General features: G+C 42.5%; 20 protein-coding genes, 2 pseudogenes and 1 riboswitch. Of the genes and pseudogenes, 12 read left to right on the plus strand and 10 right to left on the minus strand.

Annotated features, from left to right (window positions below; all coding sequences use genetic code 11):
* Positions 1-2: 2 nt before the first annotated feature.
* Together EQY75_RS07765 and purB are read left to right on the plus strand one after the other, a co-directional pair.
* Positions 3-689: an SIR2 family NAD-dependent protein deacylase gene (locus EQY75_RS07765; RefSeq protein WP_129604581.1), complete on the plus strand. Its 687-nt coding sequence runs from the start codon at positions 3-5 to the stop codon at positions 687-689.
* Positions 690-773: 84 nt separating this feature from the next.
* On the plus strand, positions 774-2132 hold the full coding sequence (purB, locus tag EQY75_RS07770) for an adenylosuccinate lyase (RefSeq protein WP_129604584.1): 1359 nt from the start codon (positions 774-776) through the stop codon (positions 2130-2132).
* 59 nt (positions 2133-2191) lie between these two features.
* Here the strand turns inward: purB and EQY75_RS07775 are convergent, their stop codons facing one another.
* From EQY75_RS07775 to EQY75_RS07790, 4 genes are all read right to left on the minus strand, one after another.
* Positions 2192-2731, minus strand: a complete 540-nt coding sequence (locus tag EQY75_RS07775) for a DUF4252 domain-containing protein (protein ID WP_129604586.1) — start codon at positions 2729-2731, stop codon at positions 2192-2194.
* A 73-nt stretch (positions 2732-2804) separates the two neighbouring features.
* Positions 2805-3353: a DUF4252 domain-containing protein gene (locus EQY75_RS07780; protein WP_129604588.1), complete on the minus strand. Its 549-nt coding sequence runs from the start codon at positions 3351-3353 to the stop codon at positions 2805-2807.
* Positions 3354-3364: 11 nt separating this feature from the next.
* On the minus strand, positions 3365-3784 hold the full coding sequence (locus EQY75_RS07785) for a hypothetical protein (RefSeq protein ID WP_129604591.1): 420 nt from the start codon (positions 3782-3784) through the stop codon (positions 3365-3367).
* Positions 3771-4280 (minus strand): RNA polymerase sigma factor, encoded by a 510-nt coding sequence (locus tag EQY75_RS07790; RefSeq protein ID WP_129607040.1) that lies wholly within the window; start codon positions 4278-4280, stop codon positions 3771-3773. The genes EQY75_RS07785 and EQY75_RS07790 overlap by 14 nt, the downstream gene beginning before the upstream one ends.
* 220 nt (positions 4281-4500) lie before the next feature.
* Here EQY75_RS07790 and EQY75_RS07795 point away from each other — a divergent pair, with 220 nt between their 5' ends.
* Positions 4501-5958, plus strand: coding sequence for a S41 family peptidase (locus EQY75_RS07795; protein ID WP_129604593.1), 1458 nt, complete (start codon positions 4501-4503; stop codon positions 5956-5958).
* Positions 5959-5986: 28 nt separating this feature from the next.
* Here EQY75_RS07795 and EQY75_RS07800 read toward each other — a convergent pair whose 3' ends face one another.
* Positions 5987-7855, minus strand: a complete 1869-nt coding sequence (locus EQY75_RS07800; protein ID WP_129604596.1) for a TonB-dependent receptor plug domain-containing protein — start codon at positions 7853-7855, stop codon at positions 5987-5989.
* Positions 7856-7924: 69 nt separating this feature from the next.
* Positions 7925-8141, minus strand: a riboswitch (cobalamin riboswitch).
* Positions 8142-8210: 69 nt separating this feature from the next.
* Here EQY75_RS07800 and EQY75_RS07805 point away from each other — a divergent pair.
* From EQY75_RS07805 to EQY75_RS07820, 4 genes and pseudogenes are all read left to right on the plus strand, one after another.
* Positions 8211-9362 carry an ABC transporter substrate-binding protein gene (locus EQY75_RS07805; protein WP_129604598.1) on the plus strand — a complete coding sequence of 384 codons (1152 nt, stop codon included), beginning with the start codon at positions 8211-8213 and terminating at the stop codon, positions 9360-9362.
* Positions 9363-10381: pseudogene (locus EQY75_RS07810) on the plus strand (FecCD family ABC transporter permease).
* 88 nt (positions 10382-10469) lie between these two features.
* Positions 10470-11252 carry an ABC transporter ATP-binding protein gene (locus EQY75_RS07815; RefSeq protein ID WP_129604600.1) on the plus strand — a complete coding sequence of 261 codons (783 nt, stop codon included), beginning with the start codon at positions 10470-10472 and terminating at the stop codon, positions 11250-11252.
* A gap of 60 nt (positions 11253-11312) precedes the next feature.
* Positions 11313-12665, plus strand: coding sequence for a DNA recombination protein RmuC (locus EQY75_RS07820; protein ID WP_129604603.1), 1353 nt, complete (start codon positions 11313-11315; stop codon positions 12663-12665).
* On the opposite strand, the gene pgl is transcribed toward EQY75_RS07820, so the two are convergent.
* Complete coding sequence (pgl, locus tag EQY75_RS07825) at positions 12649-13380, minus strand: 6-phosphogluconolactonase (protein ID WP_129604605.1); 732 nt, start codon at positions 13378-13380, stop codon at positions 12649-12651. The genes EQY75_RS07820 and pgl overlap by 17 nt on opposite strands.
* Before the next feature lie 5 nt (positions 13381-13385).
* A complete protein-coding gene (gene zwf, locus EQY75_RS07830) occupies positions 13386-14918 on the minus strand; it encodes a glucose-6-phosphate dehydrogenase (protein ID WP_129604608.1) in 1533 nt (510 codons plus the stop codon).
* Positions 14919-15097: 179 nt separating this feature from the next.
* Between zwf and gndA the strand changes: the two genes are divergently transcribed.
* Entirely contained in the window at positions 15098-16510 is a 1413-nt protein-coding gene (gene gndA, locus EQY75_RS07835; RefSeq protein WP_129604610.1) for an NADP-dependent phosphogluconate dehydrogenase, read from the plus strand.
* A gap of 17 nt (positions 16511-16527) precedes the next feature.
* Here gndA and EQY75_RS07840 read toward each other — a convergent pair whose 3' ends face one another.
* Complete coding sequence (locus tag EQY75_RS07840; protein WP_129604613.1) at positions 16528-17379, minus strand: DUF5777 family beta-barrel protein; 852 nt, start codon at positions 17377-17379, stop codon at positions 16528-16530.
* A 202-nt stretch (positions 17380-17581) separates the two neighbouring features.
* Between EQY75_RS07840 and EQY75_RS07845 the strand changes: the two genes are divergently transcribed.
* Complete coding sequence (locus EQY75_RS07845) at positions 17582-17953, plus strand: hypothetical protein (protein ID WP_129604615.1); 372 nt, start codon at positions 17582-17584, stop codon at positions 17951-17953.
* 71 nt (positions 17954-18024) lie between these two features.
* A complete protein-coding gene (locus EQY75_RS07850; protein WP_165200584.1) occupies positions 18025-18489 on the plus strand; it encodes a YceI family protein in 465 nt (154 codons plus the stop codon).
* 25 nt (positions 18490-18514) lie between these two features.
* Here the strand turns inward: EQY75_RS07850 and carB are convergent.
* Positions 18515-21366, minus strand: a pseudogene (carB, locus tag EQY75_RS07855) (carbamoyl-phosphate synthase large subunit).
* A gap of 99 nt (positions 21367-21465) precedes the next feature.
* Positions 21466-21624: a 50S ribosomal protein L34 gene (gene rpmH / locus EQY75_RS07860; protein WP_129604620.1), complete on the minus strand. Its 159-nt coding sequence runs from the start codon at positions 21622-21624 to the stop codon at positions 21466-21468.
* 154 nt (positions 21625-21778) lie between these two features.
* Between rpmH and EQY75_RS07865 the strand changes: the two genes are divergently transcribed.
* Together EQY75_RS07865 and EQY75_RS07870 are read left to right on the plus strand one after the other, a co-directional pair.
* The gene (locus EQY75_RS07865; RefSeq protein ID WP_129604622.1) at positions 21779-22666 is read left to right on the plus strand and encodes a DUF6263 family protein; all 888 of its coding nucleotides are present in this window, start codon (positions 21779-21781) and stop codon (positions 22664-22666) included.
* Positions 22667-22670: 4 nt separating this feature from the next.
* On the plus strand, positions 22671-23186 hold the full coding sequence (locus EQY75_RS07870; RefSeq protein WP_129604624.1) for a DUF2892 domain-containing protein: 516 nt from the start codon (positions 22671-22673) through the stop codon (positions 23184-23186).
* Positions 23187-23217 lie beyond the last annotated feature (31 nt).

Consider the following 23217-nt stretch of genomic DNA (forward strand, 5'->3'; position numbering starts at 1 on the left):
GGATGAAGAAGAAGATAGTTGTGCTTTCAGGCGCAGGAATGAGTGCAGACAGCGGATTAAAGACCTTTAGAGATGCTGACGGACTCTGGGAAGGGCACGACGTAATGGAAGTGGCCTCACCTCAGGGTTTTAGAGCACAACCGCAATTGGTTTTACAATTTTATAATGAACGAAGGCGGCAATTACTTCAGGTAGAACCCAATGCCGGACATAAAGCACTCGTCGAGCTAGAATTGAAGTACGATGTTCAAATCATCACCCAGAATGTAGACGATCTTCATGAACGTGCAGGGAGCAGTAGAGTTCTTCATTTGCATGGGGAATTGTTTAAAGTACGCAGCACTGCCCCTCCTTACAAAGTTTATGAATGGAAGAAAGATCTGAATATCGGGGATTATTGCGAAATGAGTCATCAATTAAGACCGCATATTGTCTGGTTTGGTGAAGAAGTACCTTTGTTACCTAAAGCGGCTGATCTCACCTCGCAGGCCGATATCCTTATCATAGTGGGAACCTCCCTTCAGGTGTATCCCGCAGCTTCACTCATGTATTACGCCAGACGGGGGGTGCCAACTTACCTTATAGATCCGAAACCGGCATTGACCCATAGTAGTGATCTCAATCTTAAGCTGATTGCCAGCAAAGCTTCAGAAGGTGTTCCAGAACTGGTGTCTTCCTTATTGAATTAAAGTATCGGCTGGTCGTGAATAAGCAGGTGCCATCTCCTCTTTTAAACTAAAAACTTATGGCTATCTTTGCCCTTTCCATTGCACATGAGTTCAAACACCAATCTCGTTTCAGAAATAAAGGCCATATCCCCGGTTGACGGTCGTTATAAAAGTAAAGTCTCTTCTCTAATTTCCTTTTTTTCGGAAGAAGCACTGATGAAATACCGAGTGCGGGTAGAGATAGAATACTTTATCTCCCTTACGCGCATTCCTCTGCCCCAATTAAAGTCTTTTCCATCTTCAAAATGGGAAGAACTCAGGAATATTTATCTCTCCTTTAGTACAGACGATGCCCTTGAGATTAAAGAGATAGAACGGACAACAAATCACGACGTAAAGGCGGTTGAATATTTTATAAAATCAAGATTTGATAAGCTTGATATAAACGAGTTTAAAGAATTTATACATTTTGGATTAACCTCTCAGGATATCAACAACACTGCCATTCCTCTGTCCCTTCACGAGGCGATGATGGCAGTTTATATGCCTCAATATAATGAGTTGCTCAAGTCTATTGAAGACAGAGCAAAAGAATGGGCAAACGTCCCTATGCTGGCACGTACCCACGGCCAGGCGGCCTCCCCTACTCGTCTAGGCAAGGAATTTGACGTTTTTGCCACACGCCTCCGGGAGCAATTAAAATTTCTCGAGCAGATTCCACATGCGAGTAAGTTTGGCGGCGCAACGGGGAATTACAATGCACACAAAGTAGCCTACCCGGATATTGATTGGAAAGCATTTGGGAAATCTTTTGTCGAAGGGGAATTGGGCCTTTACCATTCCTTTCCCACTACACAAATCGAACATTACGATCATATGGCGTCTTTGTTCGACTGTCTGAAAAGGATCAATACCATCCTGATCGATCTGAACAGAGATCTATGGACCTATATTTCGATGGATTATTTTAAACAAAAGATCAAAGAAGGGGAAGTAGGTTCATCTGCCATGCCCCACAAGGTAAATCCTATAGACTTTGAGAACGCTGAGGGCAACTTAGGCATGGCGAATGCTATTTTTGAACATCTGTCATCCAAATTACCTGTATCCAGATTACAGCGCGATCTTACAGACAGTACTGTTTTGAGGAATATTGGGGTTCCTTTTGCCCACACTCTTATTGCCTTCCAGTCTACTCTTAAGGGTCTTGGTAAACTCTTGCTCAACTCCCAAAAGATCGAATCGGACCTGGAAAACAACTGGGCGGTAGTGGCAGAGGCCATACAAACCATTCTAAGACGCGAAGGCTACCCAAACCCCTACGAAGCCCTGAAGGAGCTCACAAGGACTAACGAGGCTATTACACAAGGCTCAATCTCCAGTTTTATTGACACCTTAAAAGTGTCAGAGGAGATAAAAAAAGAACTCAAGGCAATTAACCCCGGGAATTACACAGGTATCTAGCTCTCATAAAAAAAACCTGCCTACAGTGGCAGACAGGTTAATCATATCTTTTAAAAATACTATCCTTTGAGGAACTGGCCTATTTCACCAAGTCCTTCCCCTGAGTAATCTGATTTCTGAATGGCTTGCATCAATTTCAACAAATGGGCAGGATTCATATCCTTCCCCAGAACTCGTACCAGTGCAAATCCCTTTTCATTGCTGTTGCCATAAATAATAACCTCATCTATGGCGTCATCTTCCCCCAGGTATTTTACAAATCCTTTGCCGTAAGTTGAATTCAGTTTCATCAACTCTTTAAAGTCAGAGTTTTTAAGAATGGCATTCACCTTACCCTTTTCCACTTCGTATTCCGAAGCGTTTGAGGCGGTTTTTTTAAATGCCAGAATGTTGAGCTTTCTCAAGGACTCAACGGCTGTGCGCTGTTCTTCTGAAAGATCTACTTCGTCAAGGTTTAAGATACTGGCAGGGAGGTCTAGAGAAATAAAATTAGGATTCTCTGCGCTGTCTACGTAATACTCCTGCAGGCTTTGGGTTGAAGAACATCCCATAAGCAGGAACAGACCTATTATTGGTAGGGTTGTGAATAATTTTTTCATCGTTGTTTAGCTTCTGAAGAAGAACTAGGTTGCAGACCTGCCTGATTCGGCAGATCTGCAACATCATTCTAGGTTACTTTTTCTGTTTCTCAATCTGATTTAATTCCTCAGGTAAGTTCATTTTCTTGGTCAATGCCCCAATCTTGGTAAGATCGATATCTCCGGTAAGAGTTAACAATACCGTTTCAATCTTGCGATCGTTGATTTCAACATCGGCGTTCTTAATACCTGTAACGAACATAAGTAATTCACTTACATGGTCTTCATCCTTACCCTTGCGGATATAGAATTTCACATTGGCGTCTTTGTCCTTTACCCTCATCAGTTCTTCCAGGGAGGCATTTTTCAGATAACGGTCTACAGTAGACTTCATATCGGCAGATATTCCCTTGTTTTCGGTCACAAAAACCTTTAACCCATTGAGACTTTTTGCAATGTCCATCGCCTCTCTAGCTTCGGGTTCATCAACATTGACATCCATTTTTACAAGGAGATCGAACATGTTTTTGTTGACGATCACCGAACTCACCTCGTCCATATCTTCAAACTTATCAAAGATTGACTGGGAGAAGCCTGCAAATGGTAACAAGGCTAAAGCGATTATTAATACATACTTTTTCATACTGTTGTTTTTTAATTGTTTTTGATAATTTTTTCTTTAGTTTCTTGAAATTCATGTAAATAGGCCACTTTTTTAGTACCACGATCCAAATTAGAGGCCAATAGCCCAAGGGCCTTTTTAGTCTGGTGATAGGCAAATTCTGCTTCTTTTTGTTCCTGATACTGCCTACCAAAAAATATGCCAGCTACCATAACGACTACAGCTGCAACGGAAATCCATTTGTACAAGTTTGTTCTGGGTTTTAATGGAACCTGCTGCGTAAATCGCTCTTGTTTGGCACTTGAGAAGTAGGTGAACATAGGACGGTATTGTTCCAAATGCAGCTCTACCTGTTCTCCGGAAAAATATTCCTTCAGTTCTTTTTCCTCAGCCCTCGTAGTCTGGGCCTCGAAGTACTTCTCTAATAATCTTTCTATTCTAACTAATTCCATAGTTGTGCTTTTCTACTAATTGTTCTCTTACGGTTTTCCTGGCTCTGGATAGCGCCACTCTAACGGCGGTGGGCTTCATATCCAGCATTTCAGATATTTCTTCGTAGCTGTACGCTTCTATATCTCTTAATTGCAAGACCATTTTCTGCTGGTCAGGCAAAGATTCCATAATTCTTTCCACCCACTCCACACTGTCGTGTACTTCTACCTCATTTTGCAGCGAGCTTTGGTTGTCGGCGTAATTACTGTGTACCAGCTTTAGGTTACCTGATTGCTTAGATTTAAGTCGATCAAGGCAAAAATTCTTGGTCATGGTCATGGCAAACGCTTCAACATTGCGATAAGCCCCAATTCTCTTTTTCTTAGACCATAATTTCATCAGTATCTCCTGAGTTGCATCTTCAGCCTCTTCGGAAGAAACCAGCAGCCTCTTGGCAAGCCTGTATAACTTGTCTTTAAAAGGCATAACCACATTTAAAAACTCACTCTGTGTCATTATAGGTTGTTCGGTTGTCGTATTGAGCATGTTCCTGCCGTGTTACAATAGCTAGACGACCTTAATCGAATTTTGTTACAAATCTTTTTTCTTTGCCGATATCTCGTTATTTTAGCCAATAGTAACCTTCCCTACACATGATATTGCCGGATACCACCCAAGGTAAGAAAAACCCAGGGGTGTATATATATTTGGAATAATTATTGCTACTTAAAAAACTATGAAAAAGAATTATATAACACTACTCTTTGCGGCGCTGTTTGTACTCGCCTGCAACAAAGACGACGACGGACTCATTACTACTGCCACCGATGTTCAGACACAGGATTTTATGTGGAAATCGATGAATCTGTGGTATTTCTGGCAGGCTGATGTGGATGTCCTGGCCGATGATCGCTTTAGCAGCGACGAAGAATACACCAACTTTCTCAGATCTGAGTCGGATCCGGCTAACTTCTTTGACAATCAACTTAGATTCGTCGAAGACCGGTTCAGTAATTACAGCTCTGATTATGAAGATTTTACCAATTTCCTGTCAGGTATAACCAAGAGCAACGGTCTGAGTTTTGGCCTTATTGCCCTAGAAAATGACAATGTCGTTGGTTATGTTCGCTATGTCACTCCCAATTCGGATGCGGCCACCAAAGATATCTTCAGAGGGGAATTCTTCACGGGTGTTGACGGACAAACGCTTACACTGAACAATTACATCGACCTGCTCTTTGGGGAAAATGATACCTACACGCTAAACATGGCCGACCTGGTTAATGACACCTTTACGCCAAATGACAAAGAGGTTACCCTCACCAAGCAAGAAGGATTTCAGGAGAATCCCATTTTTGTTGTCAATACCTTTGATGTCAATGGACAAAAGATCGGTTACATCTATTACAACCGTTTCCTCAACGAATTTGATGAAGAACTCAATGACGCCTTTGGTCAATTAAAAGCACAGGGAATCACAGATCTGGTTCTCGATTTGAGGTATAATCCAGGGGGTTCGGTTAATACTACCCGACTTATGGCTAGTATGATCTACGGTACAAACAATAATGACCTCTTTATAAAACAACGCTGGAACCCTAAAATTCAGGCTTCCTTTGACGATTCAGATCTCGAAGACTATTTTACGGACAGAACCGGAGAAGGTACCTCTATAAATACCCTGAATCTAAGTAGGGTTTTCATCATCACTACAGGAAGATCAGCATCGGCCAGTGAGTTGATCATAAATGGTCTGGATCCTTATATGGATGTTATCCAGGTAGGGACAACTACAACAGGAAAGAATGAATTCTCGCTCACTATGGTGGATGATCCCGGAAGATCAGGATTACCCTATGTTTATTCGCCTTCAAGGGAATCGTCAATCAACCCTGAAAACAGATGGGCTTTACAGCCTCTGGTGGGAAGAAATGAGAACTCTGTCGGTTTTTCTGATTATACAGCCGGTTTTACTCCGGAAATTGAACTTGAAGAAGATCTTGCCAACCTCGGCGTTTTAGGAGATATCAACGAGCCCCTGCTTGCCCGGGCCATAGAGGAGATCACCGGGGTTTCAGGAAAACGCGATTTTACGGTGCGCAAACCTGCAAGACCCTTTGCCGATCCTGAGGTATTCAGCCCGGTAAAGGACAATATGATACTGGATAAACCGCTCAATCTTAAGCTGAAATAAACGTAAGGCTCGGTTATCCGGGCCTTTTTTATTGAAACCTAAGGGTAAATCCCATCCTAAAATTTCTTCCCCTCGTATTAAAACCGAGTACCTCCCTATATGAGGTATTCAAGAGGTTATCCCCTTGAATAAAAACGGTGAGAAGATCGGGCATAAGTTCATATCTGGCCGACAGTCCCAGCAGGCCAAACGCCTCAAGAGGAACCTCTGTAAACGTATTAAAGTCGGTATCGGTCCTGGTTCCGGTATAGGCGTAATTCGCTGATATTAAAAACGCCTCAGACACTTGGTACCCGAGATCTGTGAATATTTTGTGCTTTGGGATTCGAATGGAGGCATCTCCTTCACGTTCTGTGAAAGTGTAATTAGTTTTTAAAGAAAGATCTTCCGTCAGAAACCAGTCTAATTCCATTTCGAAACCTCTGGCCTGTATGGTGTTTTCTGCATTGTCATACAGGAAATTGACATTGTCAAAAAAGACAAAGTCCTTTTCTTCTCTTGAAAATACCACCGTACTTACCCTCAGGCGATCATCGATAGCGTATTCCAAACCGAATTCCAGGGTTTGGTTAGTTTCGGGTCTCAATTCAGGATTGGCTCCGAATTGTCCGAAAAGCTGGGTTAGTGATGGGGTAAGGTAGGCAGTGGCAAAACTGGCAAGGGCCTTAAAATAGCCGTTATCCCGCCTTAGAATATAACTGGGATTGATATTGTAGACGAACTGCGAGCCGTATTCTGAATGAATGTTTAATCTGCCACCTGTTGTAAATTGAAATCCATTTTTATTGAAATAGACGAGGGAGAGATAAGGATCGATAAAACTAAATTCTCTTTCCTCTTCAAACTCGGTTTGCTCAAGGTTATAATTGATCCCGGCTATCGTCCTGAAATTCCCAGACTGATATTTATTAAAAAAGTCACCAATTAAATTCTGTCCTTTAAAAGTTCCGGGGAAGGCGCTAAAATTCTCAGAGTCATAAGTGGTATACGCCATATTCAAAGTGGTCGATCCCTTTGAATAATCATAGACTGTGTTGATCCCAACCCGATTCTGGGTACTTTCAAATTGATAAGGCGCGTCCTGCAGACCAAAGGATTCGTCATAAGCTGATTTTAATTTAGCCTGACTGGCATAGACCCTGGCCTTGAATTGATCACTGATCTTATACCCAATACGGGCATTTAGGTTGATCGCAGAAAAAGGGTCGGCTTCATTAGCTTCAGTAGAAATAGAAGACATTCCATCCGTATACCTGTTAGCAAATCCAACAGCATAGTCCCATTTCCCGGAAGAACCGGCCACTCGGGCCGAGTTTTCGAAAGAGTTAAGCTGATATTTTTGATCTTTAGTAGTTTGGTTTGTTCCAATAATAGAGGAAAAATTTCCCGTTAATTTCTTATCCGGGGCGTCTTTTGTGGTGATATTGATCACAGCCGTAGCGGCGTTTGCGCCATAAAGGGTGCTCGATGCCCCTTTGATGATCTCGACTGAGGCAATACTTGTTAATGGTAGTAGTCGCAGATCGAATTCCTGAGAGAAGGACGATGGATCTGATACCCTAACACCATCTATTACCACAATCACTTGTCGGCCTCTTCCACCTCTTACAAAAACACCCAGGACCTCCCCTGCTCTACCACGGCTACCGGAAATCTCAATTCCGCTTTTGTTATTGATAAGTTCGGGCAGTGATCTCCCCTGATTTCTTCTCAATTCTTCAGCACCGATTCTGATAACGGTCTTCCCCGAATTCTCCCTCCGAATGGGGAATCGGGTATCACTTACCACTACTTCATCCAGCAATCTTACCTTTACACTGTCAGACTCTGTTTGCTGAGCCCATGAAACCGTTCCGATGATCAACAGAACACCGGCACTCCAAAAATTTTTGACCACTTTTCTCTTTTCCTAAAATCGGAATCGCGTATGAGGATGCATACGAAAACTTTTATCCCGAAAGTTATACCTCGTTTTTTGAATTTGGCAGGTCTCCTGACTTGCGTTCTGAGAGCAACCTTCCCATCTTTTTTGAGAAAAGACAGTGGTAATGAAGAGCAAACAGACATAGTTTCCCTATGGGAATCTACTGAGCTTACAGTTGCGGGTACAGTTCCGGAATTACACCGGATTCCCTTTTAATACCAGCCCTAAACGGCGGGTAACCTAAATTCGCTGTGAAGATAATCAAATTCTCCAATCCTTTTTAGCAAAGGACATTAAAGCTTACTTTTGCGCTTAACGATATCTATTTATGAGAGTGTTTTTATGTTTGGTATTAATATTCCTTAGCGGATGCAGGGAAAAAACCTCACAGGACCTTACACAAGGAAAAGAAACTCCTGGGAAAAACACCTCTTCTATCCATTATGCGAAAGGATTTGAAGTAGAAAACATCGAAGATGGCCTTACACTGATCAAAGTACTCCAACCCTGGCCCAATGCCACAAAACCCTTCACCTATGCCCTGGTGGATAAAGACGCTTCATTGCCTTCTTCATTTGAACAGAATGCATACGATGCGGTGGTTTCAGTCCCTGTAGAACGCCTGGTGCTTACATCAACAACGCATATCCCCGCCATTGAGGCCCTTGGGGTGGCCAACCGACTTATAGGCTTTCCGGGAACGGATTATATTTCGTCTGAACTTACCAGAGAGAGAATATCACAAGGTAAAGTGGTAAACCTGGGCAATAACGAATCTATAAATACAGAAATGACTCTGCAACTACAGCCAGATCTTGTAGTGGGCTTTAGTATTTCTTCAGAAAACAGAACGTATGAAACCTTGATAAAGGCGGGCATCCCAGTGGTGTATAATGGGGATTGGACCGAACAGACTCCCCTGGGTAAAGCTGAATGGATCAAATTTTTTGCACCCTTTTTTCAACTCGAAGAAAAGGCGGACAGCATTTTTGATTCTATTGCAAATTCCTATGCCGAAGCCAGAGAACTTGCCTCCAAAGCAGAATTCAAACCTAGTATTATGAGTGGGGCCCTTTATAAAGACGTTTGGTATGCTCCCGGAGGAAAAAGCTGGGCTGCTCAATTTATCCGCGATGCCAATGCCACTTATCTTTGGAATAATACAGAAGAGGTTGGGAGTTTATCCCTGAGTCTGGAAAGTGTTCTGGCAAAGGCCTCAGGGGCAGATTTTTGGATCTCGCCCTCCCAGTTCACAAGCTATATTGATATGGAAAATGCCAATCGCCATTATGGCCAGTTTAAACCCTTTCAAAAACAAAAGGTATTTACCTATGCGCTCAGCAAAGGGGAAACAGGCGGACTCACATTTTTTGAGCTGGGTCCCAACAGACCAGATTTGATCCTGAAAGACCTAATCCATATCTTTCATCCGGAGGTTTTACCCGGGCATACTCTCTATTTTTTCAAGCCTTTACAATAATTGAGAAAAAAGATTCCATATCAGTTTGCTTTACTGGCTGCCCTGCTGGTACTGTGTTTTGGAGTAAACATTAGCTTTGGCTCGGTAGAAATACCGCTTTCAGCAACGCTAAACGAACTTTTTGGACTTCAAGATGCGGACGATTCTTTCGGATACATCATCTGGAATTATCGGATTCCGAAGGCTTTTACGGCAATTCTAGTCGGCAGTGGTCTGTCCTTAAGTGGCCTTTTGATGCAAACACTTTTTCGCAATCCACTGGCCGGACCATTTGTCCTTGGAATTAGTTCTGGAGCTAGTTTGGGAGCAGCTCTTTTAATTATGGGAGGGGGCTGTTCGCAGCGAGTTATTCTGTTGTCAATGACCTGTCTCTAAGCATTGCTTCCAGTCTTGGAAGTATTTTGGTTCTGTTCATCGTAGTGGCCATAGCACGCAAAGTAAAAGACACCATGGCCCTTCTGATTATAGGGTTGATGTTTGCCAGCATCACCGCGGCTGTTGTCACGGTCCTATCCTATTTCGCAAAAGCAGAGGAGCTTCAGCAATATATCTTCTGGACCTTTGGAACCGTAGGAAACCTAAGTAATAGTCAGGTTTTGATCCTGGCGTCTATAATTGGTGCCGGACTCCTTTTGAGTATTGCAGCCATCAAGTCCTTGAATGCACTACTGCTCGGGGAAAATTACGCCCGAAGCCTGGGTGTGAGAATTGGCCGGTCTCGTTATCTGATCATCATTGCCACAGGCTTACTAGCCGGATCTGTAACCGCTTTTGCCGGTCCCATAGCCTTTATCGGCCTTGCCGTACCTCATCTAACCCGTCAGCTATTTAACACAACGGATCACAAACTACTCGTGCCGGGTGTTATGCTTTACGGAGGAATTTTGCTCCTGATCTGTGATACTATCGCACAATTACCATCTTCTTCCTATGTCCTGCCCATCAATGCCATCACCTCTATTATAGGGGCTCCGATAGTTATTTGGCTGTTATTGAGAAAGCGAAATATGATTTTTTAAAATATCATCCAACTGATGAAATGTCTATCCTCTATTAATAGAATACATAACTTTACCTCAGGTATCTAAATTGCAACCCAACTCCCATATGACAAAAACCCTCGAAATACGAAATTTGAGTATTGGCTATCGCGCCATGAAAGCCAAGAGCAATTTAATAGCTCAGGATCTGAATTTTTCTTTGGGGCAGGGAGAGTTTGTGGCTATCATCGGGGCGAACGGGATTGGGAAATCCACCTTACTGAGAACAATTGGCGGAGTTCAGGAAAAAATATCAGGCGATGTCCTTATCGAAGGAGAGAAAATGGAGTCGATTCCAACTCAGCGCCTGGCGGCTTCTCTCAGCCTTGTACTTACAGAACCCCTCGCGACAAAGAACCTGACGGTTTCCGAACTTATTGCCCTGGGAAGACAACCCTATACCAATTGGTTAGGTAGCCTTACCGAAAAGGATAAGATTGCAGTGGAAAATTCTATACGAACCATCGGACTGGAATCACTAAAACACAGAAAGTGTTACGAATTAAGTGACGGGCAGTTACAGAAGGTGCTCATAGCGAGGGCCCTGGCTCAGGATACTCCCATAATGATGCTCGATGAACCAACAACGCATCTCGATTTGTACCACAAGGTGCAGGTTTTAAAAACAATGAAACAAATCGCAAGGGATTTTGATAAAACAGTTATCTATACAACACATGAAATTGACCTGGCCATTCAACTATGCGATAAGATGCTGATCTTAGATAACTCTACATACCACTTTGGCACACCCTGTGAACATATTGAAAACAAATATCTTCAAAATCTATTTCCCTCCGATCTGATTCAATTCGATTCCCAAACAGGGACTTTTAAGATTAAAAACTGAGCCTTCTTCCCTGTTTAATTTAAGTCAGAACCCCTATCTTTACTTTAAAATGAAGTTGAAATGAGTACTGAGATAAGCTTGCTTGCTGTAGCACTCCTGGTAGGGATTCTGGGATTTTTCCTCGGGAATTACATAGAGCGATTAAAAAGAAAATCGATCCAAAGTACTTTGGAGGAGCGGGAACGTCAGCTCAGGAGCAGCAGGGAAGAGCTGGAAGAGCGCCTGGGGACCGAAAGGGCTGCAACAGAGCTGTTGAGAACAGAAAATACCGGACTAGCGCAACAGATTACAAGAAATGAGGCCGACCTCGAAAATCTGAGGCAAAAACTAGGGGAACAGAAAGAAGAGGTAGAACAGCTGCAAGAAAAATTTACCAAAGAGTTCGAAAATCTTGCAAACAAGATTCTCGATGAAAAAAGCCTGAAATTTACAGAGCAGAATCAGAAAAATATAAAACATATCCTGAATCCCTTGCAGGAGAAGATTCAATTATTCGAGAAAAAAGTTGAGGAAAGTCAAAAAGAAAATATCAGCATTCATTCAGCTTTAAAGGAACAGCTACTCAATCTGCAAAACCAGAACCTCAAGATCACCAAGGAGGCCGAAAACCTTACCAAAGCCCTGAAAGGAGATAGTAAAATGCAGGGGAATTGGGGCGAACTGGTTCTGGAAAGGGTACTCGAAAAATCGGGCCTTGAAAAAGACAGGGAATACACCGTCCAGCAGAGTTTTACCAGGGAAGATGGAAGCAGGGTGTTACCAGATGTCGTTATCAATCTCCCCGATAGTAAGAAAATGGTTATTGATTCCAAGGTTTCACTTACAGATTATGAACGATTTGTCAATGCTGAAGAAGAGTTACAGGACAAGTTTCTAAAAGACCATATCAATTCCCTGAAGAAGCACGTAGATCAACTCTCGGCTAAGAAATACGAAGACCTGTACGATATGGAAAGTCCCGACTTTGTACTTATGTTCGTTCCCATTGAAACGGCATTTTCAGCAGCCATAAACAAGGATGCAAGCCTCTATAACAATGCCTTTGAAAAGAATATAGTGATTGTAACCCCTTCCACACTCCTGGCCACTCTGCGGACAATAGATACCATGTGGAATAATGAAAAACAGCAACGCAATGCCATAGAAATTGCCCGGCAAGCCGGCGCACTTTATGACAAATTTGAAGGGTTTGTAACCGATCTGACCAAGGTTGGCAAGAAAATGGATGAGGCTAAAAACGAATACCGTGGCGCTATGAATAAGTTAGTTGAAGGGAGAGGTAATATCATTACCAGCATCCAGAAACTTAAAAAAATGGGGGCCAAAGCAAAGAAGTCGATTCCCGATTCTATCTTGAAAAGAGCGGAGGAAGACGATTTTAATGAAGAACCATCTCCTATGAATCTAAATTGAGGTCTGCCACATCCTGTGCGGCTACCTGATCCATAAACCAATACAGATTTCCGTGTTTAGGAGCTACCAAGGCGGCAGGATACTGCATATAATCGCCTTCCTTCTTTAAAATTTCTGATACTTTTTCCTTTTTCCCTGCCCCTGTAACCAGGAAAACCACATTTTTACTCTGGTTGATGATCTTACCGGTGATCGTAATCCGTTTCTGCCCTGTTTCGGGATGAATAGCGACCTCACAGTTCCAAGGAGAATCCCACAAATGGATCTCATGTGGGAAGATAGAAGCTGTGTGCCCGTCTTCTCCCATCCCAAGAAGGACCATATCAAAGACTGGAACACCATCCTTTTGGGGTAGTTTATCCTGAAGTAATTGCGCATAGCGTGACGCCTCTTTTTGAGGTTCGTCTTCCCCGTGAATACGGCGAATATTTTCCTCCGGAATCTCTATGTTTTCCAAAAGGTAGTCTTTAGTCATTTTGTAATTACTCTCCTCATCACCGGGAGGCACACAACGCTCATCTCCCCAATACAAATAAACCTCACTCCACTCAATTGGGTATTTTCCCGGAATGGATAATTCTTCGAAAATGACCTTTGGGGTACTACCCCCTGAAAGAGCAAGATGGACACTTTTTTTGTTCTTCAGCCAATCTGCCAGGAAGGCACTGAATTTTATTGCTAACTCCTTCTTATTCTGATATAACTTGAGTTTCATGTTTTTTATTTAATGACACAGAATCCGGGATCATCCGCCAAATTGGATCCTGGATTTCGCCAGGTGTTATCCCCTTCCAGTAGATCGTCAGCATTCTGTGGCCCCCATACGCCTGCAGAATAGCCATAAATCATAGAATCCTTGCTGGTTTTCCAAAAATTGAGGATGGGATCTACAAATTCCCATGCTGCCTCTACCTCGTCAGCCCGGGCGTACAATGTAGCATCCCCTTGCATGGCATCGAGAAGTAATCGCTCATAGGCTGCCATTAGATTGGTTTCTGCTAGGCTGTCGTAATAAAAGTCGAGATTTGCCCTCTCCACTTTAAAGCCCTGCCCCGGAACTTTAACACCAAACTTTATTAGTATGCCCTCATCGGGTTGTATCCTGATAATAAGCTTATTGTCCTTGTTAAACATCCCCGAATCTGTAAAGATCCTATGGTGGGGAGGTTTAAAATGAATCACAATTTCCGTCACCTTGGTGGGCATACGTTTGGCCGTACGCACATAAAAAGGAACATCTTTCCACCTCCAGTTATCCACAAAAAACTTAATAGCCACATATGTTTCTGTAGTAGAATCGGGGTTCACGCCGTCCTCTTCTCGATACCCCTTCACTTTATCGCCATTGATATCTGCAGACAAATACTGACCCCTGATCGTATTTTCATTCAGACTTTTATGGTCTGTTAAAATCCTCAGAGATTTTAAGGCCTTCACCTTTTCATTTCTGATCTCCTCAGCCTTAGCCCCAATAGGTGGCTCCATAACTACCAGTGACACAATCTGTAGTAAATGATTTTGAAACATATCCCGCAAAGCTCCAGAACTGTCGTAATAACCGCCACGTTTCTCAACCCCCACGCTCTCTGCATTGGTGATTTCAACATGCTGGATATAATTCCGGTTCCACAGGGGTTCAAAGATGCTGTTCGCAAAACGGGTCACAAGAAGGTTTTGCACCGTTTCTTTCCCCAGGTAATGATCAATCCGGAAAATCTGTTCTTCATTAAAATATTTATGAAGGCTGTTGTTGAGTTCCTTTGCCGAGGCCAGATCATAGCCAAACGGTTTTTCCACGATCATTCGCTTCCAGCCTTTTTTCTGTTGGGTAAGCCCCTGTTCGGAAAGGTTTTTTGCTATCACCTCATAAATATTGGGTGGTGTAGAAAGATAGAATATAAAATTATAGGCAGTCTTAAATTCCGAATTTAATCCTTTAACCCTTTCTGCCAGTGATTCATACGAATCTTCGTATGAATTACCGATATCGTGATAGAACAACTTTTCAGAAAAATTTGAAAGATGGTCAGAATTGCCTTTTTGATTTTCATCTTCAAGATAACTGCTTTCTAAAGCTACCTTATTCCTGAAATCCTTATCGGATAAAGGGGAACGGCTCACACCCAGTACCAGAAAATTCTTAGGAAGGTGACCTCCACAATGGAGATTGTACAGGGCAGGGATCAATTTACGGGCCGTCAGGTCTCCTGAGGCTCCAAAGATGATCAACATTTGACTTTCAGTTCTATCCATTATTCTATCAAAATTCCGAAGGGGTTACCCACCTTCTTTAAAAGCCCAAAGTACGCACTAAAAGTTAATATTTTCAATTACTTTTGATCGCAAAGCCTGTTCCGGCGGCAATTTTATTGCCTCAGCGAGGGTTCAGAGTGCAAAAATAAAAGTGTTCATACAATATATAATATAGTAAAATGGCTCAACATACTTACGATTTCGGCCTGATAGGTCTAGGTGTAATGGGAAGGAATTTTATTCTGAATGTCGCCGATAATGGCTTTAAGGCATTTGGTTTTGACCTGGATAAGGAGAAGGTTGAGGCCTTGCAAAAGGAAGGGGGAGATCTGGACAAAGTAGACGCAAGTACGGATCAGGCAACTTTTCTAGATGCTTTACAGCTCCCCAGAAAAATCATGCTTTTAGTTCCCGCAGGTAAAATAGTAGATCAGGTAATTGAAAATCTTCTCCCACATTTAGATGAGGGTGATCTCATAATTGACGGAGGAAATTCTCTCTTTACGGATACCGATCGCAGGGAAGCCTATCTCAAAGAAAAAGGTATCCATTTTTTTGGCGCAGGTGTATCCGGAGGAGCTAAAGGGGCTCGAAAAGGACCCAGCATCATGCCCGGTGGTTCACGTGAGGCTTACAAAGAAGTAAAGCCCATTTTTGAGGCTGTGTCTGCCAAATACAAAGGAGAGCCTTGCGTAGCCTACCTCGGACCTAAATCGGCAGGAAATTACGTTAAAATGGTCCACAATGGAATAGAATACGGTTTAATGCAGCTTACCTCTGAGATTTACGACCTGCTCGGCAAGGCCGGGGATATGTCGAACAAGGAAATGCATCTCGCTTTTGATTCGTGGAATAAAGACAGACTTCAATCCTTTTTGGTAGAGATCACCGCCGAAATTCTCAAAAAGGAGGATGAGTACGGGCCTGGTGAGCTCGTCGATAAAATACTAGACAAGGCCAAACAAAAAGGCACAGGCAAATGGACTTCTCAGAATGCCATGGATCTCGGAATTCCTGTCCCAAGTATTGACATTGCCGTGAGTATGCGCGAAATATCCGCTTTAAAAAACGATCGTATTGCTGCAGATAAAATATACGGAAGGCCTGAGCCAAAACGTATTGAAAAGAAGAAATTGACCAAAATGGCCGAAGAGGCCCTGTATTTTTCTTTTATCGTAACCTATGCCCAGGGCTTGCACCAATTATCTGAAGCTTCAAAGGAATACGAATACGACCTCAATCTGGGTACCATTGCAAAGATCTGGAGAGCGGGTTGCATTATCAGGGCAAGATTACTTGCCGATATCACCAAAGCCTATCAATCACGGCCCGACCTACCCAACTTGTTGCTCGATCCTTCGTTTTCAGAAGAGATCAAGGCAACCATTCAATCTGTTCGGGAATTGGTTTCCTACGGGGCTGAAAATGGAATTCCACTTCCCGGCTTGTCAAATTCGCTCACCTACTTTGATGCCTATACTTCCGGACGTTTACCCCTGAATCTTATTCAGGCGCAGCGCGATTTCTTCGGTTCTCATACCTACGAACGCACCGATAGGACAGGCACCTTCCACACGGAATGGGAAAGTTGATGAGGAAAGCGTAAAAATTAAAACACCCGACTGAGATTAAATCCGAAATAGATATCCCCATTGCCCCAGTCGCCTATTGCGTTTCCTAAGTAGCCGCTTTCAAATGTGGGTTGCGCATTTGTAAAATGCAATTGAAACACGTGACCCCCTGTTTCGATATCTACTCCTATGGAAAGTGGGTTTACAAAAGGAGAACCGTCTGCCCGGTTTAGATGTAAGCCATAGTCGAGATTAAGACTAAATCGTTGTGAGAGTTTTACCCTGCCTCCTACCCCTAAAGCAAACTGAGAATTATCCTGGGGGGCGTAGGGAACATACCCTTCGTAAAAGTAAGTGGGCATAAGTTGCACTGAGACGTTTTCACTTAATTTTCTACTGATCAGAATTTGCTGTGTAAAAGAAGTCCGATCTCCAAGTCTTACCTCTCGTTGCAGTACCGGTTCATCCAACAATGTATTAAAGGCAAGCTGGCTGTATCCCACCACGGTCACCGGAAAGTTGTCATCCTGTTGTACAAATCGGTACTTTCCGGATACATCATAAGTCTTATTGAAAGAGCTCCTGGCTATAGAGAGATTAAAACTATCGCTAAAGCCGTAAATAAAATGCAGGCGCGTATTGGCAAAATCGAGGCCAAAAAACCCATCCAAACCGGTTCTTATACTCCCAAAACGGTGAAAAACAATAAAGTAGAATTCCCTTTCATTCACCATTTTAGTGGATTCAAAATTGACAATTTTTAAACCCTTAAAAGCGGCTTCGACAGTTCCGGTGGAATCGGTTTTATCAATGGAAGAAAGAAGACTGTTTTGTGAGATCAGCAAGAAAGGAAACAGCAACAGACAAACAAATAGATATTTTTTTTTCATGGCAAAGAGCTAAAGTGGTTGAGTCTAAAATTTAGAGTGATCCTTTTCTTATTAAACTTACAAATTATTTCCCATTCCAGACCTTACAACGAAGGCACATAATTAGAATTCTATCCATAAAAAAGTATTTACGCAACCAAGATCTACATATCGCATCTCACTAGTAAGTATCTGAATATCAATTAGTAAAAAACCTAAAGCCATGAAAACTATAAAAATCGGATTGCTATTGGGATTGTACTTTTTGGTCATCGCTTGTTCAAAGAGCGATAATTCTGAAGGTATGGGAACAGAAGATACAAATAATGAAGATCCCAACTCTACTGCACTCAGTTACCAAAATGACATTCGCCCTATAATTCAGGGAAACTGCCTATCTTGCCATAGTAATCCCCCAACTAATAATGCGCCAATGTCCTTAACATCACTTAGTTTGGTGAAAAGTGCGATAGAGAATAGAAATCTATTATCGCGTATTAACAGTACCACCAATCCCATGCCTCCGGACGGTCTTATGCCTCTTAGTGCACGTGAGTTAATTGCAGAATGGGCAAATCAAGGATTTCCGGAATGAAGAAATATTTCGTTTTTATTTTAATTTTTTGGTCCTGCCAGCTCTTTGCCCAACAAACTTTCCGAACTGAAATGGGGGAGATACAATTTGATGCTTCCACTCCCCTGGAAGATATTTACGCCATTAATGAGAAAGTCAACCTTATCCTCAGAGATGACGGTGAAATAGCTGTTTTACTTCTGGTTAAGGAGTTTGACTTTAAAAGGAAATTAATGCAGGAGCATTTTAATGAGAATTACGTTGAATCTGATAAATATCCCAAAGCTTATTTTACTGGTAAAATCGACTCCTTTAGCCTTGATAAATTAACTGCCGAGTCTCATTCTTTTATATTGAGAGGGGAGCTCACGCTTCACGGAGTCACCAGGCCCGTAGTAACAGAAGTGAGTATCAGTCGGGAAGAGGATACCCTAAACCTCAGGACCGAATTTATCGCTAAGACCGAGGATTATAAAATAAAAGTGCCCAAAATCCTATTTATGAAGGTTGGAAAAGAAGTACAGGTAAGTGTTTCTGCACAGCTCAACCAAACATAGATTTACTATTATTTCCAAGCCTGTTTTACTTGCTCAGGTACATCTTCCTCCGGGTATACAAGTCGTAAAACTCATCGTCCTTAAGACTGTCAATAAATAGAATACTTTCTCCTGTACTTTTCATTTCAGGACCGAGATTCTTATTGACATTTGGAAATTTGTTGAATGAGAACACAGGTTGTTTTATCGCGAAGCCTTCGAGATGAGGGTTAAATTTAAAGTCCTTCAACTTCTTTTCACCCAGCATGATCTTAGCTGCGTAATTGACATAAGGTTCACCATAGGCTTTTGAAATAAAGGGAACCGTTCTCGATGCCCTTGGATTCGCTTCTATGATATAAACCATATCGTCTTTAATCGCAAATTGGATGTTGATCAGGCCCACCGTATTTAAGGCAAGGGCAATCTTTCGGGTGTGATCCTTTATTTGCTGCATCACAAATTCTCCCAGGTTAAAAGGAGGCAGAGTTGCATTGGAATCGCCCGAATGAATCCCACAGGGTTCTATGTGCTCCATGATCCCAATAATATAAACGTCTTTCCCGTCTGAGATTGCATCGGCTTCTGCCTCAATCGCTCCATCGAGATAATGATCTAACAGCAATTTATTATTGGGGATTTTATGCAACAGATCTACCACATGTTCTTCGAGTTCTTCCTTGTTGATCACAATCTTCATCCCTTGCCCCCGAGCACATATGATGGCCTGACCAAGAGTGGAAATTTGAGTTCTTTGGACAGCTCCAGGGCCTCATCTGCACTTTCGGCCACTCCAAACTGCGGGTAAGGGATATTGTTCTTCTTCAGGAGTCGTGAAAAACTACCGCGATCTTCGGCGAGATCAAGGGATTTAAAACTGGTCCCCATAATCTTGATCCCGTATTTATCGAGTTTTTCTGCGAGCTTCAGGGCTGTTTGTCCTCCGAGTTGTACGATCACTCCTACCGGCTTTTCGTGAAGAATGATATCGTAAATGTGTTCCCAGAATACAGGCTCAAAATAGAGCTTATCTGCCGTATCAAAGTCGGTTGAAACTGTTTCCGGATTACAATTGATCATGATGGTTTCATAACCGCACTCTGCAGCTGCCAAAACGCCATGTACACAGCAATAATCGAACTCAATACCCTGCCCGATTCGATTGGGTCCCGATCCCAGAACCACAATTTTCTTCCTGTCGGTGACTTCGCTGTCATTGGTGACATAACGCTTTCCGTCAGGCGTTTCCACTTCTTCTTCAAAGGTGGAATAGTAATAGGGTGTCATCGCCTTAAACTCGGCAGCACAAGTATCCACCAGCTTGTAAACCCTGTTTATCCCAAGTTCACTTCTCTTCTTATGCACTTCACTTTCATAACAATCGAGCATATGTGCGATCTGCCTGTCAGCAAAGCCTTTTTGCTTAGCTTCCAATAGCAGCTCCTTGGGCAGGCTTTCAACGGTAAATTTGGAAATCTCCATTTCCAGGTGGTGCAATTCTTCGTATTGCTTGAGGAACCACATGTCGATTTTAGTAATCTCGTGAATCCTACTCAGAGGTATCCCCAGTTGTATTGCATCATAGATAACAAAGACACGATCCCAACTCGGGATGGTGAGTTTGCTGATTATCTGGTCGTAATTAGTGTAGCCTTTTCCGTCGGCTCCAAGTCCATTTCGTTTGATCTCAAGTGATTGGGTGGCCTTGTGAAGGGCCTCCTGGAAGGAACGTCCGATTCCCATTACTTCTCCAACAGACTTCATCTGCAGTCCGAGGGATCGGTCGGAGCCCTCAAATTTGTCAAAGTTCCATCGTGGTATCTTCACGATCACGTAATCCAGGGTAGGTTCAAAAAGGGCCGAAGTTGATTTCGTAATTTGGTTCTCCAATTCGTCCAGGGTGTATCCCATGGCCAGTTTGGCAGCAACCTTGGCAATTGGGTAACCCGTAGCCTTTGATGCCAGGGCAGAGGACCTGGACACCCTTGGGTTGATCTCAATAGCGATGATATCTTCTTTTTCGTCAGGGCTAACAGCAAACTGCACGTTACATCCTCCCGCAAAATCTCCTATACTCCGCATCATTTTAATAGCCATGTCCCTCATTCGCTGGAAAGTACGATCTGATAAGGTCATCGCCGGAGCAACAGTTATGGAATCACCGGTGTGAATACCCATGGGATCCATGTTTTCAATGGTACAAATGATAACCACGTTGTCATTGTGATCCCTGAGTAATTCCAGTTCGTATTCTTTCCAGCCCATCAAGGCCTTGTCAATCATCACCTCATGGATGGGGGAGATCTCGAGTCCCCTACTCAGTAATTCGTCAAAATCTTCCGGCTTGTGCACTATCGATGCCCCGGCGCCTCCCAGGGTATACGAAGCTCTGATCACAAGAGGAAATCCAAATTCCTGTGCAATTTCTTTTCCCTTGAGGAAGGAGGTAGCGGTAGACTGTGGTGCCATTCCAATCCCTATTTCCAACATCAGCTTGCGGAATTTCTCCCGGTCCTCTGTAATATTGATTGCATCGATGTCTACTCCGATAATTTCCACATTGAAATCTTCCCAAATCCCTTTCTCCCCTGCCTCAATGCAAAGGTTGAGTGCCGTTTGTCCTCCCATAGTAGGAAGTACTGCGTCAATATTGGGATGCTTCTTAAGAATCTCTATGATTGATTTTGTAGTCAGCGGAAGAAGATAGATATGATCAGCCATCGAAGGATCTGTCATAATGGTAGCAGGGTTGCTGTTAATAAGGATGGTCTCTATCCCATCTTCCCGGAGTGATCGAAGGGCCTGTGACCCTGAATAATCAAACTCGCAAGCCTGTCCTATGATAATAGGACCGGAACCAATGATCAATATTGATTTGAGATCTTCTCTTTTCGGCATAATACTGTTATTCTTTGAATTAAATTTAGGTGACAATCGAGCAAAAAAAAGGTGCTACTTTAAAAAAGTAACACCTTTATATTGTTGATTTTCAATCATTTATTTTTTGTGACGGGGCTCAGAGGATACGGATAATTTTCTTCTTCCCTTAGATCTCCTTCTAGCAAGAACCTTTCTTCCGTTGGCTGAAGCCATACGCTCCCTGAATCCATGTTTGTTCCTGCGCTTGCGTTTAGACGGCTGATATGTTCTTTTCATGCTTTTTTAAATTTGTGACCGGGTTAAATTTTACCCTGTCTACTTTTCAAATTCTGGGCGCAAATATACGAAGAGTTTTTTCTTTGCCAAATCGATTTGAAAAATATTTAGGATAGTTTTTAGTACTTTTGCCGCATCTTAGAGATGTTGACAAATGGGGGCAAAAAAATTATTTTTTCTAGTGCTTTTCTTCTGGATTTTCGTTTTTGGAAACGCACAGGATAAACTTCAATATAATCTTAAGGAAGGTGATGTCTTCAGGCTAAAGCAAGTCGCCAGGCAAGACATTACTCAGGAGCTGGATGGGGCTTCACATGAAATTACCAACGATATCAAAGGTATTTTGGAATTCAAGGTGACCGCCAAATTGGAGGATACCTATGCTATAGACATCGTTATAAAGGACTTGCTTATGAAGATGACATCAAGTATGCAGGGTGTTCTTTTAGATGTACAAGCCTCACAACTCGATCCGGAAAATGTTCAGTCGAGGATTTTTCATAGTCTGCTTAACAATCCCGTACATATAGTAATGAGGAATAACGGAGATATACTGGAAGTAAAAGGTGGTGACAGTCTGGTGGCAGGGATGGTCAGAGCATCGGGCCTAAAGGAAGCCTTTGCCGTAAATATGCTATCATCTTCACTGAAGAATGAATTCGGCTCTGAGGCCCTGTCAGATAGCTATAAACAGATGACCTTTATTTATCCTGAGAAGGAGGTGATTGTTGGAGATCAATGGGAGAATAATTATTCAGGTGAATTAAATGCAGAAAACTTATGGCATCTCGATTCACTTGATGGTGATAAAGCCATCATCAGTGGAAAGGCAAAGGTAAAGATGAAAATAGACGAACCTGCAACCTCTATGGTGCTCGATGGCACTCAAAATACCCTAATAACCACAGATCTTAAATCGGGTTTTATTCTCAATATGAAGGTGGAAGGATTTTCGGAGGGATATTCTACCCTGGCGCAAATGGACGGACAAAAGATCCCCACTACAATTTCATCTTTAGTCACTTACGAATTAATTCAATAATAATATGTTCAATAAAAATATCAAACTAGTCATAACGGCTCTGATCGTGGCCTATGCCATTTATCAATTTGTAGAAGGATATATCGGAAATGGTATATTTCTCATCCTGCTCTCCCTAATCTTTGTATTTCTCTATTTCAGGAACGAGATGATCCTCTTGGCTTTTCTGAGAATGCGAAAACAGGATATGGATGGAACAGAAAAGTGGCTGGAGCGAATTAAGAATCCTGAGGCTGCTTTGACAACCAAACAACAAGGATATTACAACTATTTGTACGGCATTATTTATTCTCAAAAAAACCTGACCCAGGCAGAAAAATACTTTAAGAAGGCTCTGAAGTTGGGGTTGAACATGGATTACGATGTTGCCATGGCCAAATTGAGCCTTGCGGGAATCGCAATGCAAAAAAGAAGAAAAAGAGAAGCTACCACCTTGTTACAGGAAGCAAAAAAGCTCGATAAGAACAATATGCTTACCGAGCAGATTAAAATGATGCAGCAACAGATGAAAAAGATCTAACGCTCAAAAAGATCCTGAGCGGGAGTTAATA

The organism is Muriicola soli (genome assembly GCF_004139715.1).
GTDB lineage: Bacteria > Bacteroidota > Bacteroidia > Flavobacteriales > Flavobacteriaceae > Muriicola > Muriicola soli.